General features: G+C 58.8%; 10 protein-coding genes. 8 read left to right on the top strand and 2 right to left on the bottom strand.

The window, feature by feature from the left end:
* Positions 1-179 precede the first annotated feature (179 nt).
* On the bottom strand, positions 180-1,733 hold the full coding sequence (locus GIV26_RS18810; protein WP_236281824.1) for a glycoside hydrolase family 17 protein: 1,554 nt from the start codon (positions 1,731-1,733) through the stop codon (positions 180-182).
* 332 nt (positions 1,734-2,065) lie between these two features.
* Here GIV26_RS18810 and GIV26_RS18805 point away from each other — a divergent pair, with 332 nt between their 5' ends.
* The 3 genes from GIV26_RS18805 (at position 2,066) to GIV26_RS18795 (ending at position 5,116) form a co-directional block, all read left to right on the top strand.
* The gene (locus tag GIV26_RS18805; RefSeq protein ID WP_003233255.1) at positions 2,066-2,917 is read left to right on the top strand and encodes a glycine betaine ABC transporter substrate-binding protein; all 852 of its coding nucleotides are present in this window, start codon (positions 2,066-2,068) and stop codon (positions 2,915-2,917) included.
* 232 nt (positions 2,918-3,149) lie between these two features.
* The gene (locus GIV26_RS18800; protein WP_003190001.1) at positions 3,150-3,461 is read left to right on the top strand and encodes a DUF485 domain-containing protein; all 312 of its coding nucleotides are present in this window, start codon (positions 3,150-3,152) and stop codon (positions 3,459-3,461) included.
* Complete coding sequence (locus tag GIV26_RS18795; RefSeq protein WP_032892639.1) at positions 3,458-5,116, top strand: cation acetate symporter; 1,659 nt, start codon at positions 3,458-3,460, stop codon at positions 5,114-5,116. Before GIV26_RS18800 ends, GIV26_RS18795 begins: the two co-directional genes overlap by 4 nt.
* Positions 5,117-5,362: 246 nt before the next feature.
* Here GIV26_RS18795 and gltA read toward each other — a convergent pair whose 3' ends face one another.
* Positions 5,363-6,652 (bottom strand): citrate synthase, encoded by a 1,290-nt coding sequence (gene gltA, locus GIV26_RS18790; RefSeq protein ID WP_014717728.1) that lies wholly within the window; start codon positions 6,650-6,652, stop codon positions 5,363-5,365.
* Positions 6,653-7,017: 365 nt separating this feature from the next.
* On the opposite strand from gltA, the gene sdhC reads away from it, so the two are divergent.
* From sdhC to GIV26_RS18765, 5 genes are all read left to right on the top strand, one after another.
* Positions 7,018-7,392, top strand: a complete 375-nt coding sequence (sdhC, locus tag GIV26_RS18785; protein ID WP_014717729.1) for a succinate dehydrogenase, cytochrome b556 subunit — start codon at positions 7,018-7,020, stop codon at positions 7,390-7,392.
* A complete protein-coding gene (gene sdhD, locus GIV26_RS18780) occupies positions 7,386-7,754 on the top strand; it encodes a succinate dehydrogenase, hydrophobic membrane anchor protein (protein WP_003172805.1) in 369 nt (122 codons plus the stop codon). Before sdhC ends, sdhD begins: the two co-directional genes overlap by 7 nt.
* Before the next feature lie 3 nt (positions 7,755-7,757).
* Positions 7,758-9,530: a succinate dehydrogenase flavoprotein subunit gene (sdhA, locus tag GIV26_RS18775; RefSeq protein WP_010211741.1), complete on the top strand. Its 1,773-nt coding sequence runs from the start codon at positions 7,758-7,760 to the stop codon at positions 9,528-9,530.
* An 11-nt stretch (positions 9,531-9,541) separates the two neighbouring features.
* Positions 9,542-10,246 carry a succinate dehydrogenase iron-sulfur subunit gene (locus GIV26_RS18770; RefSeq protein WP_003172807.1) on the top strand — a complete coding sequence of 235 codons (705 nt, stop codon included), beginning with the start codon at positions 9,542-9,544 and terminating at the stop codon, positions 10,244-10,246.
* Between the two features lie 262 nt (positions 10,247-10,508).
* Positions 10,509-13,340 carry a 2-oxoglutarate dehydrogenase E1 component gene (locus tag GIV26_RS18765; RefSeq protein ID WP_034127191.1) on the top strand — a complete coding sequence of 944 codons (2,832 nt, stop codon included), beginning with the start codon at positions 10,509-10,511 and terminating at the stop codon, positions 13,338-13,340.
* Positions 13,341-13,378: the final 38 nt, after the last annotated feature.

The following is a 13,378-nucleotide window of genomic DNA, read 5'->3' as shown; positions in this document are numbered from 1 at the left end:
CAACACGACGTTTGCGGTGTTCGCGGTGGTGATTGCGGGGTTGCGGTTGGTCAGGAAACCGCGCGGCGCCTGATGTGGCCTCATCGCAGGCAAGCCAGCTCCCACAGTTGATTGTGTTCACACATTTCTATCTGTGAGCACGGTCAAATGTGGGAGCTGGCTTGCCTGCGATAGCGGTGTTACGCCTTGCGCACTCGCAAGCAACGCCACAAAGCCGCAACCATCAGCACGCTGACCACTGCCCAACCCCAGGCCTGCTGATTCAACAGCCCTTCACGGTACAACTGCGGCGCAACGCCGGTACCGATGATAAAGGCCAGCAACGCAATCTCCCGACGTGGCCCGGTCACCGGGCGTATCAGGTACACCAAGGCCGGCAACATCAGCGCCGCGCTTGGAAAGCTGCGATAGCGCGGGTCAAACACCAGCGCCAGCATCATCACCGCACCGGCAAACCCGGCGATTGCCATCAACCAGCCGGCGCGCTGCTCCAGCCAGTTGAACCCGCGCTCACGCCAGCCTTGCCGGGCGCTGAGGGCCAGGGCGGCATGAGCCAGCACCAGCAGGTTCAAGACCACCAGCAAGCCTGCCCATAGCCATTCATCGTTGAAACGCGCAGTGACGCGGGTCAGTTCGGCCCAACTGCCGATGGAGCACGCTGCGACGGCCCCTAGCAACGGCAGTATTAACGCAGAGCGAGTGCTGCGAACGCGGCCGCCGAGCACCAGGGTGCCCAGCAGGATGAGCCCGCCGACGCCCAGCCACAGCCGCCAGTACGGCACATTGGTCACCGGGCCGGCGAGGATACCCTTGTCCTGGCGGTCTGCATCGAACAGCCCCCAATAACCGCCCACTGCGCCTTCACTCGCACGTTTCCACGGCTGGTCAAAGGCTTCGATCAGGTTGTAGCGCCAGCCATTGGCTTCGGCCATGGCCACGAAGCCGCGCATGAACCTGGCCTCATTGACCCGGCTGGGCACGGCGGTTTCGCGCTGCCGGCCTTCGCTGGGCCAGCCGGTTTCGCCGATCACGATGTCCTTGGGCGCGAATTTATGGCCGAAGGTCTGGCGCACATCGCCCACGTGCTTGAGCGCCTGGTCGATGCCGGACGGCTCATCTTCCCAATACGGCAACAGGTGAATGGTCAGGAAGTCCACCGCAGGCTCGATTTCCGGGTGTTGCAACCAGAACTCCCAGACATCGGCATAGGTGACGGGCTGCTTGATCTGGCTTTTAACCTGATGGATCAGCGCCACCAGTTGCTTGGCGGTGACTTCCTTGCGAAGCAGGGCTTCGTTGCCGACGATCACCGAGGTCACCACGTCCGGGCTGGCGTTGGCCGCCGCGATCAACTCGTTGATCTCTTTTTCGGTCGCCACGGGGTCGCTGCTGACCCAGGCCCCGGCCATCACTTTCAACCCATGCTTGCGCGCCATGTCCGGCAGGGCCTCCAGGCCGGTCATGGAGTAGGTGCGAATGCATTCAAAGCGCGTAGCCAGTAGCGCCAGGTCGGCGTCCATGCGCTCGGGGCGCAGCGCGAACGGTTGATCGAATGGGGATTGGTCTTTGTCGAACGGTGTGTAGGACGCACATTGCAGCTTATGGCTGGCGCTGGCGACGTCTGGCAACACCACCGGCCGGCCGAGGCCGTACCAGTAGCCGACAAGGGCAAGCACGCCGAGGATCAAGGCGAAGAAATAGGGCAGGGCAGGGAAGCGGGCAGTCGCGGGCATGGTCGGCTTATCTGGGGGAGCAAAGGCGCGCATCTTACCCGGATTTGCCGCAGCCCTGTGGGGCTGCATAATTTTGACATGCAAACTTCGGGCGGGATTCTGGCGATAACGCCTACAAAGCATCCTGCTGGCGATGTGATGTCGTTTCCTGCTCAACCAAGGTCGCTGACAGAGCAGGGCAAATGCCTACGCAGGTTGAAGATAAAACTGTCAGTACTCCACTGATGCCTCAGCAACCGGATCGATGCGCGTGAAGGGGGCGCGGTGCACCCTATAACAACAGTTTGACGTCGCTCGGCATCCGTCGGGCGCAGCACTTTCGGGGAAGTACTATGAAGATGCGACGACTCTTGGGCGCAGCTGCCACTCTGGTAGTTGCGATGGGCTCCACACTGGCCAGTGCCGACAGCAAGACCCTGAGCATCGGCTACGTGGACGGCTGGTCCGACAGCGTGGCCACTACTCATGTGGCGGCAGAGGTGATCAAGCAAAAGCTCGGCTACGACGTAAAACTGCAAGCGGTTGCCACCGGGATCATGTGGCAGGGCGTCGCCACCGGCAAGCTCGATGCCATGCTTTCCGCCTGGCTACCTGTAACCCACGGTGAATACTGGACCAAGAACAAGGACAAGGTGGTCGACTACGGCCCCAACTTCAAAGACGCCAAGATCGGCCTGATCGTGCCTGAATACGTCAAGGCCAAGTCCATTGAAGACCTCAAGACCGATACCACCTTCAAAAACAAGATCGTCGGCATCGACGCCGGTTCGGGCGTAATGCTCAAGACCGACGAAGCCATCAAGCAATATGGCCTGGACTACAAACTGCAAGCCAGCTCGGGTGCGGCGATGATTGCCGAACTGACCCGCGCCGAAGACAAGCAGGAGTCGATTGCGGTCACCGGTTGGGTGCCGCACTGGATGTTCGCCAAGTGGAAACTGCGTTTCCTGGACGACCCAAAAGGGATTTATGGTGCTGCTGAAACCGTCAACAGCATCGGCAGCAAGGGCCTGGAGAAGAAAGCGCCGGAAGTCGCAGCTTTCCTGAAGAAATTCCAGTGGGCCTCCAAGGATGAAATCGGTGAAGTCATGCTGGCGATTCAAGAAGGCGCCAAGCCGGACGCCGCGGCCAAGGACTGGGTAGCCAAGCACCCCGAGCGCGTCGCCGAATGGACTGCTAAATAACCCCGCCCCAATTGTAGGAGCGAGCTTGCTCGCGAAGAACGCACAGGCACCGCGATCATCCAGAATGAACGCGTTATCGTTGACGTTTTTCGCGAGCAAGCTCGCTCCTACACTTTTTACAAATCCTCGCTAAGCTCGATCTACTACTAAGGTCGTCTGGAACCCATTGCGCAGCCGCATACAGTGGATACGTTCCAAAATAATAAAAAGCTGTGCTGCGAGGATAAAAACAATGAACGACAGCATTTACCTCTCGATTCAAAACAGCCCGCGTTTCAAGGAGCTGGTCAGGAAAAGGGAAAGGTTCGCCTGGATTCTCTCGGCGATCATGCTAGGGCTTTACTCCGCTTTCATCCTGTTGATTGCCTACGGGCCACAAGTGCTGGGGGCCAAGATCAGCCCTGGTTCCTCGATTACCTGGGGCATTCCCCTGGGCGTCGGGCTGATTGTGTCGGCCTTCATTCTCACCGGCATCTACGTGCGTCGGGCCAACGGCGAATTTGACGACCTGAACAATGCGATTCTCAAGGAGGCTGCGCAATGATCCGGCGTCTATTGGCTCTATTCGGTGCTTCGCTGTTGGCTCCGGCCGTTTGGGCGGCGGACGCATTGACCGGTGAAGTGCACAAGCAACCGCTGAACGTCTCGGCCATTGTGATGTTCGTCGCGTTTGTCGGCGCCACCCTGTGCATCACTTATTGGGCGTCCAAGCGCAACAAGTCGGCGGCGGACTACTATGCGGCGGGCGGCAAGATCACCGGTTTCCAGAACGGTCTGGCGATTGCCGGTGACTACATGTCGGCGGCGTCCTTCCTGGGGATTTCCGCGCTGGTGTTCACCTCCGGTTACGACGGCTTGATCTACTCGATCGGCTTCCTTGTGGGCTGGCCGATCATTCTGTTCCTGATCGCCGAGCGCTTGCGTAACCTGGGCAAATACACCTTTGCCGACGTGGCGTCCTATCGCCTGGGGCAAACCCAGATCCGCAGCCTGTCGGCGTGTGGCTCGCTGGTGGTGGTGGCGTTCTACCTGATCGCGCAGATGGTTGGCGCGGGCAAGCTGATCCAGCTGCTGTTTGGCCTTGATTACCATGTGGCGGTGATCCTGGTGGGTATCCTGATGTGCCTGTACGTGCTGTTCGGCGGCATGTTGGCGACCACCTGGGTGCAGATCATCAAGGCGGTACTGTTGCTGTCCGGTGCCTCGTTCATGGCGCTGATGGTGATGAAGCACGTCAACTTCGACTTCAATATGCTGTTCTCCGAGGCGATCAAGGTTCACCCCAAAGGTGAAGCGATCATGAGCCCCGGCGGCCTGGTGAAGGACCCGATCTCGGCATTCTCCCTGGGCCTGGCACTGATGTTTGGTACTGCTGGCCTGCCGCACATCCTGATGCGCTTCTTCACGGTAAGCGACGCCAAGGAAGCGCGTAAGAGCGTGCTGTACGCAACCGGCTTCATCGGCTACTTCTATATCCTGACCTTCATCATCGGTTTCGGCGCGATCCTTTTGGTCAGCACCAACCCGGCGTTCAAGGATGCAGCAGGCGCCTTGCTCGGTGGTAACAACATGGCGGCGGTGCACCTGGCCAACGCGGTGGGTGGCAGTATCTTCCTGGGCTTCATCTCGGCCGTGGCGTTTGCCACCATCCTGGCGGTGGTTGCCGGCTTGACCCTGGCGGGTGCTTCGGCGGTGTCCCATGACCTGTATGCCAGCGTGATCAAGAAAGGCAAAGCCAACGAGAAAGATGAGATTCGCGTGTCGAAGATCACCACCGTAGCCTTGGGTGTATTGGCCATCGGCCTGGGTATCCTGTTCGAAAGCCAGAACATTGCGTTCATGGTCGGCCTGGCGTTCTCCATCGCTGCCAGCTGTAACTTCCCGGTGCTGCTGCTTTCCATGTACTGGAAAAACCTCACCACCCGCGGCGCCATGATTGGCGGCTGGCTGGGCTTGATCAGCGCCGTGGGCTTGATGATCCTCGGCCCGACCATCTGGGTGTCGATCCTGCACCATGAAAAGGCGATCTTCCCGTACGAGTACCCGGCGCTGTTCTCGATGATCATTGCGTTCGTCGGCATCTGGTTCTTCTCCATCACCGACAAGTCGGCGGCGGCAGAGAAAGAGCGTGCGCTGTACTTCCCACAGTTCGTGCGTTCGCAGACTGGCCTGGGGGCGAGTGGGGCGGTTAATCACTAAGTCGTCAGCTGCATAAGAGATACCCCGGTCGCAAGGCCGGGGTATTTTTTTGCTTGGCTTTTTTGTGTCGCCTGGGCTGGCCTCATCGCGGGCGAGCCCGGCTCCCACGCTGGGCCGTGTCCTTTTGTTGGAATGCGGTCCAATGTGGGAGCTGGCTTGCCTGCGATGACGGTAGATCAGGCCACACCAACAAAAACGGCCTCCACTAAGGGAGGCCGTTCTCAATGCAGCTAAGCAGTTGAATGCTTACTTGCGGTCTTCCAGCTTGGTGATGTCACGCGACTCGTAGCCGGTGTACAGCTGGCGCGGGCGGCCAATCTTGTACGGGCTGGAGAGCATTTCTTTCCAGTGGGAGATCCAGCCCACGGTCCGCGCCAGGGCGAAGATCACGGTGAACATGCTGGTTGGAATGCCGATCGCCTTGAGGATGATCCCCGAGTAGAAGTCGACGTTCGGGTACAGCGAGCGTTCGATGAAGTACGGGTCGGTCAGGGCGATCTCTTCCAGGCGCATGGCCAGTTCGAGTTGCGGATCGTTCTTGATGCCCAGTTCCTTCAACACTTCGTCGCAGGTCTGCTTCATGACGGTAGCGCGCGGGTCGCGGTTCTTGTAGACCCGGTGACCGAAGCCCATCAACTTGAACGGATCGTTCTTGTCCTTGGCCTTGGCGATGAAGGTGTCGATGTTGGACACATCGCCGATTTCATCGAGCATGGTCAATACGGCTTCGTTCGCACCGCCGTGGGCAGGGCCCCACAGTGCGGCGATACCGGCGGCAATACAGGCGAACGGGTTGGCACCCGAAGAGCCCGCCAGGCGCACGGTAGAGGTGGAGGCGTTCTGCTCGTGGTCGGCGTGGAGGATGAAGATCCGGTCCATGGCCTTGGCGAGCACCGGGCTGATCGGTTTGATCTCGCACGGGGTGTTGAACATCATGTGCAGGAAGTTTTCCGCGTACGTCAGGTCGTTGCGCGGGTACATCATGGGTTGGCCCATGGAGTACTTGTAAACCATTGCGGCCAGGGTAGGCATCTTGGCAACCAGGCGGATCGCGGAAATTTCGCGATGCTGCGGGTTATTGATGTCCAGGGAGTCGTGATAGAAGGCCGACAGGGCGCCCACTACACCGCACATGACGGCCATCGGGTGGGCGTCGCGACGGAAGCCGTTGAAGAAGGTCTTCAACTGCTCGTGAACCATGGTGTGGTTCTTCACGGTGCTGACGAACTGGGCTTTCTGCTCGGCTGTTGGCAATTCGCCATTTAGCAGCAGATAGCAGGTTTCCAGGTAGTCCGACTTTTCAGCCAGTTGCTCGATCGGGTAGCCGCGATGAAGCAGAATGCCATTGTCACCATCGATATAGGTGATCTTCGACTCGCAGGAAGCGGTCGACATGAAGCCTGGGTCGAAAGTAAAACGGCCCGTGGCCGTCAGGCCCCGTACGTCGATAACATCGGGACCAACGGTGCCGGTTAAAATGGGCAGCTCGACGGGGGCTGCGCCCTCGATGATCAACTGCGCTTTTTTGTCAGCCATGTGGCCTCCTATTTATGCTTCAAATCATCAGACAGACCCCCCACGCAGGGCCCGCACCACTATATTGATATAAATCCAGATGTCAATTTGCCTAAAGTCTTGCGCCAGAAGGCTTTAACCGTACTTTTTCGTCGAAATTGACTGCCATTTACGCCTTTTATCCCGCCAGCGCAATCAGCTATTAGGGTGAGGTGTGCGCGTTGTCATTAGTAACCTAACTGTCTATACTCGGCCACCGACCGCCAAGGGCTTTTGGGCTTGCTTTCATTGGGGGTCGCACTCCCTGGGTGGTGCTTACCTGACCAGTCGCACTCCCCAACAACTTTGCCCTGATTGTTAGGGGCTCTTCAGTGTGAAAAAAAGCCGTGAATAGCCAACGACCTGTAAACCTAGACCTAAGGACCATCAAACTCCCCATCACCGGCGTTACGTCGTTCCTGCACCGTGTTTCCGGCATCATCCTGTTCCTGGGCTTGGGCATCATGCTTTATGCATTGAGCAAATCCCTGGGTTCCGAGGAAGGATACGCCGAGGTGAAGGCATGCTTGACCAGCCCGCTGGCCAAGTTCGTAGCATGGGGCCTCCTGTCCTCTCTTCTGTATCACCTGGTAGCCGGTGTGCGCCACTTGATCATGGACATGGGCATCGGTGAGACGCTGGAAGGCGGCCGCCTGGGCTCGAAAATCATCGTCGCCATTTCCGTGGTGCTGATCGTTCTGGCAGGAGTTTGGATATGGTAACCAGCGTAACGAATCTGTCGCGTTCGGGCCTCTATGACTGGATGGCACAGCGTGTGTCTGCGGTCGTTCTCGCGGCTTATTTCATTTTCCTGATCGGATACCTCGTCGCAAACCCGGGCATAGGCTATGAGCAATGGCACGGCCTGTTTTCCCACAATGCGATGCGAATCTTCAGTCTGCTGGCCCTTGTAGCCCTGGGCGCTCACGCCTGGGTCGGCATGTGGACCATCGCGACTGACTACCTGACGCCGATGGCGCTGGGCAAGTCCGCGACTGCAGTACGTTTCCTCTTCCAGGCAGTATGCGGCGTTGCGATGTTCGCTTACTTCGTCTGGGGTGTGCAGATTCTTTGGGGTATCTGATTCATGGCTAACATTCCAACTATTTCATTCGACGCCATCATTATTGGTGGCGGCGGTGCTGGCATGCGCGCTGCGCTGCAGCTGGCCCAGGGCGGTCACAAGACTGCTGTGATCACCAAGGTGTTCCCGACGCGCTCGCACACCGTATCGGCCCAGGGTGGCATCACCTGCGCCATTGCCTCCGCCGACCCGAACGATGACTGGCGCTGGCACATGTACGATACCGTCAAGGGTTCCGACTACATCGGTGACCAGGACGCTATCGAATACATGTGTCAGGAAGGCCCGGCCGCGGTGTTCGAGCTGGACCACATGGGTCTGCCGTTCTCCCGTACCGAGCAAGGCCGTATCTACCAGCGTCCATTCGGCGGCCAGTCGAAGGACTACGGTAAAGGCGGGCAGGCTGCCCGTACCTGCGCTGCGTCCGACCGTACCGGTCACGCGCTGCTGCACACCCTTTATCAGGGCAACCTGAAAGCCGGTACCACGTTCCTGAACGAGTACTACGCGGTAGACCTGGTCAAGAACGCACAAGGCGAGTTCGTCGGTGTGATCGCCATCTGCATCGAAACCGGTGAAACCACCTACATCCGCGCCAAGGCTACTGTGCTGGCGACCGGTGGTGCAGGTCGTATCTACGCGTCGACCACCAATGCCCTGATCAACACCGGTGACGGCGTCGGCATGGCCCTGCGTGCTGGCGTACCGGTACAAGACATCGAAATGTGGCAGTTCCACCCGACCGGCATCGCCGGCGCCGGTGTGCTGGTGACCGAAGGTTGCCGTGGTGAAGGTGGTTACCTGATCAACAAGCACGGCGAGCGTTTCATGGAGCGTTATGCTCCGAACGCCAAAGACTTGGCGGGTCGTGACGTTGTGGCTCGTTCGATGGTTAAAGAGATCATCGCCGGTAACGGCTGTGGCCCGAATGGCGACCACGTACTGCTCAAGCTCGATCACCTGGGCGAAGAAGTGCTGCACAGCCGCCTGCCTGGTATCTGCGAGCTGTCCAAGACCTTTGCCCACGTTGACCCGGTAGTTGCTCCGGTTCCGGTGGTTCCAACTTGCCACTATATGATGGGCGGCGTGCCGACCAACATTCACGGCCAGGCAATCACCCAGAACGCCGAAGGCGAGGACGAGATCATCCATGGTCTGTTCGCGGTAGGCGAAGTGGCTTGCGTATCGGTTCACGGTGCCAACCGCCTGGGCGGCAACTCGCTGCTTGACCTGGTGGTATTCGGTCGCGCGGCCGGCCTGCACCTGGAAAAAGCGCTGACTGACGGCATCGAATACGATGACGCCACCGACGCCAACATCGAAGCTGCCCTGGCGCGTCTGAACGCTCTGAACGAGCGCACCGATGGCGAAGACGTAGCAACCCTGCGTCGCGAGCTGCAAAGCTGCATGCAGAACTACTTCGGTGTGTTCCGTACCGGCGAATACATGCAGAAGGGCATCGCCCAGTTGGCTGACCTGCGCAAGCGCATCGCCAACGTCAAGATCAACGATAAGAGCCAGGCGTTCAACACCGCTCGTATCGAAGCCCTTGAACTGCAAAACCTGCTGGAAGTGGCTGAAGCGACGGCGATCGCCGCCGAGGTTCGTAAAGAATCCCGTGGTGCTCACGCTCGTGAAGACTTCGAAGATCGCGACGACGAAAACTGGTTGTGCCACACCCTGTACTTCCCGGGTGACAAGCGCGTAACCAAGCGTGCCGTGAACTTCTCGCCGAAGACGGTACCGACGTTTGAACCGAAGATTCGGACTTACTAAGGGTGGCTGCCATGTTGAAAGTCAGTGTTTATCGCTACAACCCTGATCAGGACGCTGCGCCGTTCATGCAGGAATTCCAGGTCGATACCGGTGGTAAAGACCTGATGGTGCTGGATGTACTGGCACTGATCAAAGAGCAGGACGAGGGTTTCTCCTATCGTCGCTCTTGCCGTGAAGGTGTGTGCGGTTCCGACGGCATGAACATCAACGGCAAAAACGGCCTGGCGTGCATCACGCCGCTGTCCGCCGTGGTCAAAGGCAACAAGCTGATCGTTCGTCCGCTGCCAGGTTTGCCGGTTATCCGTGACCTGGTCGTCGATATGAGCATCTTCTACAAGCAATACGAGAAAGTTAAGCCGTTCCTGCAGAACGACACGCCGGCTCCGGCCATCGAGCGTCTGCAGTCCCCGGAAGAACGTGAAAAGCTCGATGGCCTGTACGAGTGCATCCTGTGCGCTTGCTGCTCGACATCCTGCCCGTCCTTCTGGTGGAACCCGGACAAGTTCCTGGGTCCAGCTGCGCTGCTGCAAGCCTACCGCTTCCTGGCAGACAGCCGCGACACCAAGACGTCCGAGCGTCTGGCTTCGCTGGATGACCCGTTCAGCGTATTCCGCTGCCGCGGGATCATGAACTGCGTCAACGTATGTCCTAAAGGCCTGAACCCGACTAAGGCCATTGGTCACATCCGTAACATGCTGCTGCAGAGCGGCGTGTAACTGACGTTGTAGTAAAAGCAGGACCGTTGTGCCCGTAAATGCTACGGCGCAGGCTTCAACCGGCGCCGTAGTTTTAACTTGAGCAGCGACTTACAAAGCCGCGGCTCTTATTTTGAAGAAATGAGACAAGCAGGGGCATTCGGGTTGGTACCCGAACTATCAGCGTGATCCTAAGTGGCTTGTTTTGGTCGCTGCACTTGGCCTTTTGCAAGCAGACTCGGTGTTTTCGCCGGTGGTGTCCCCAAATCGAGGGTGACCAAGCATGCAAGAAAGCGTGATGCAGCGCATGTGGAACAGCGGCTATCTTTCAGGTGGTAACGCTGCCTATGTGGAAGAGCTTTATGAGCTCTACCTGCACGACCCTAACGCTGTGCCAGAAGAATGGCGCACCAAATTTCAGACGTTGTCTTCAGACGGCAACGCTGCCACCGATGTATCGCACGCAACAATTCGCGATCAGTTCGTGCTGCTGGCAAAGAACCAGCGCCGCGCCCAACCGGTTTCCGCCGGCAGCGTGAGCAGTGAGCACGAGAAGAAGCAAGTTGAAGTACTGCGACTGATCCAGGCCTACCGTATGCGTGGCCACCAGGCAGCCCAGCTTGACCCGCTGGGGCTGTGGCAGCGTCCTGCACCTGCAGACCTGTCGATCAATCATTACGGCTTGACCAATGCCGATCTTGATACGACCTTCCGTGCCGGCGACCTGTTCATCGGCAAAGAGGAAGCGAGCCTACGCGAAATTCACGAAGCGTTGCAGCAGACATATTGCCGCACCATCGGCGCTGAATTCACGCACATCACTGATTCCGAGCAGCGCCAGTGGTTCCAGCACCGCCTGGAAGGCGTGCGTGGCCGTCCGGTATTGTCCGCCGATGTGCGCGGCCACCTGCTGGAGCGTGTGACCGCGGCCGAAGGCCTCGAAAAATACCTGGGCACCAAATACCCAGGCACCAAGCGTTTCGGCCTGGAAGGCGGCGAAAGCCTGATTCCGATGCTCGACGAGCTGATCCAGCGTTCCGGTTCCTATGGCACCAAGGAAATCGTGATCGGCATGGCTCACCGTGGTCGCCTGAACGTGTTGGTCAACACCTTCGGCAAGAACCCGCGTGAGCTGTTCGACGAGTTCGAAGGCAAGAAGAAGGTCGAGTTGGGTTCCGGTGACGTTAAATACCACCAGGGCTTCTCGTCCAACGTGATGACCACCGGCGGTGAAGTTCACCTGGCCATGGCATTCAACCCCTCCCACCTGGAAATCGTTTCGCCAGTGGTCGAGGGTTCGGTGCGTGCTCGCCAGGATCGTCGTAACGACGCCACCGGTGAGAAAGTGCTGCCGATTTCCATCCACGGTGACGCGGCATTTGCCGGTCAAGGCGTGGTCCTGGAAACGTTCCAGATGTCGCAGACTCGCGGCTTCAAGACCGGCGGTACCGTTCACATCGTCATCAACAACCAGGTGGGCTTCACCATCAGCAACCCGTTGGATGCGCGCTCCACCGAATACGCCACCGACGTTGCCAAGATGATCCAGGCGCCGATCCTCCATGTGAATGGCGATGATCCGGAAGCCGTGCTGTTCGTGACCCAACTGGCTGTCGACTACCGCATGCAGTTCAAGCGTGACGTGGTCATCGACCTGGTTTGCTACCGCCGTCGCGGTCACAACGAAGCGGACGAGCCAAGCGGCACCCAGCCGTTGATGTACCAGCAGATCACCAAGCAGCGCACTACCCGTGAGCTGTACGCCGAAAGCCTGACCAAGGCCGGCGTGGTTGACGATGCGCGTGTTCAGGCGAAAGTCGACGAATACCGCAACGCGCTGGACAACGGCCTGCATGTAGTGAAAAGCCTGGTCAAGGAGCCGAACAAAGAGCTGTTCGTTGACTGGCGCCCATACCTGGGTCACACCTGGACTGCACGTCACGATACCTCGTTCGATTTGAAGACGTTGCAGGAACTGTCCGCCAAGCTGCTGGAAATTCCCGAAGGCTTCGTCGTACAGCGCCAGGTTGCGAAGATCTACGAAGACCGTCAGAAGATGCAAGCCGGTGGCCTGCCGATCAACTGGGGTTACGCCGAAACCATGGCGTACGCGACCCTGGCGTTCGAAGGTCACCCGATCCGCATGACCGGCCAGGACATCGGCCGCGGTACGTTCTCGCACCGTCATGCTGTATTGCACAACCAGAAAGACGCGGGCACCTACATCCCGTTGCAGAACCTTTACGAAGGCCAGCCACGTTTCGACCTGTACGATTCGTTCCTGTCCGAAGAAGCCGTACTGGCGTTCGAATACGGTTACTCGACCACCACGCCGAACGCGCTGGTGATCTGGGAAGCCCAGTTCGGCGACTTCGCCAACGGTGCCCAGGTGGTTATCGACCAGTTCATCACCAGCGGCGAGCACAAGTGGGGCCGTCTGTGCGGTCTGACTATGCTGCTGCCACACGGTTATGAAGGTCAGGGCCCGGAGCACTCCTCGGCCCGTCTGGAGCGTTACCTGCAACTGTGCGCCGAGCACAACATTCAGGTGTGCGTGCCGACGACCCCGGCCCAGATCTACCACTTGCTGCGCCGCCAGGTGATCCGTCCGCTGCGGAAGCCGCTGGTGGTGCTGACGCCGAAGTCGCTGTTGCGTCACAAACTGGCCGTTTCGACCCTGGAAGATCTGGCCCAAGGTTCGTTCCAGACCGTGATTCCAGAGATCGATACGCTGGACGCCGCCAAGGTCACTCGCCTGATCCTGTGCAGCGGCAAGGTCTACTACGATCTGCTGGAAAAACGCCGTGCCGAAGGCCGCGAAGACATCGCCATCGTGCGTATCGAGCAGCTTTATCCGTTCCCGGAAGATGACCTCATGGAGATCATCGCGCCTTACACCAACCTCACGAACGTAGTGTGGTGTCAGGAAGAACCGATGAACCAGGGCGCCTGGTACAGCAGCCAGCATCATCTGCGTCGCAGCATCGGCAACCACAACAAGGCCTTGGTCCTTGAGTACGCCGGTCGTGATGCTTCTGCTGCACCTGCCTGTGGTTATGCGTCGATGCACGCCGAGCAGCAGGAAAAACTGCTGCAAGATGCTTTCACTGTTTAACGCCTTCGCGCTGACTGAAACCGAATTTTAAGGACCTA

The sequence above is a fragment of the Pseudomonas sp. PA-1-3F genome (assembly GCF_021609665.1).
GTDB lineage: Bacteria > Pseudomonadota > Gammaproteobacteria > Pseudomonadales > Pseudomonadaceae > Aquipseudomonas > Aquipseudomonas paracarnis.
This window is presented reverse-complemented; position numbering and strand designations above follow the sequence as displayed.

Excerpts from the sequence above, each read along its gene's own strand:
- GIV26_RS18810 (WP_236281824.1), bottom strand. The coding sequence starts at position 1,733 with ATGCCCGCGACTGCCCGCTTCCCTGCCCTGCCCTATTTCTTCGCCTTG.
- GIV26_RS18805 (WP_003233255.1), top strand. The coding sequence starts at position 2,066 with ATGAAGATGCGACGACTCTTGGGCGCAGCTGCCACTCTGGTAGTTGCG.
- GIV26_RS18800 (WP_003190001.1), top strand. The coding sequence starts at position 3,150 with ATGAACGACAGCATTTACCTCTCGATTCAAAACAGCCCGCGTTTCAAG.
- GIV26_RS18795 (WP_032892639.1), top strand. The coding sequence starts at position 3,458 with ATGATCCGGCGTCTATTGGCTCTATTCGGTGCTTCGCTGTTGGCTCCG.
- gltA (WP_014717728.1), bottom strand. The coding sequence starts at position 6,652 with ATGGCTGACAAAAAAGCGCAGTTGATCATCGAGGGCGCAGCCCCCGTC.
- sdhD (WP_003172805.1), top strand. The coding sequence starts at position 7,386 with ATGGTAACCAGCGTAACGAATCTGTCGCGTTCGGGCCTCTATGACTGG.
- sdhA (WP_010211741.1), top strand. The coding sequence starts at position 7,758 with ATGGCTAACATTCCAACTATTTCATTCGACGCCATCATTATTGGTGGC.
- GIV26_RS18770 (WP_003172807.1), top strand. The coding sequence starts at position 9,542 with ATGTTGAAAGTCAGTGTTTATCGCTACAACCCTGATCAGGACGCTGCG.
- GIV26_RS18765 (WP_034127191.1), top strand. The coding sequence starts at position 10,509 with ATGCAAGAAAGCGTGATGCAGCGCATGTGGAACAGCGGCTATCTTTCA.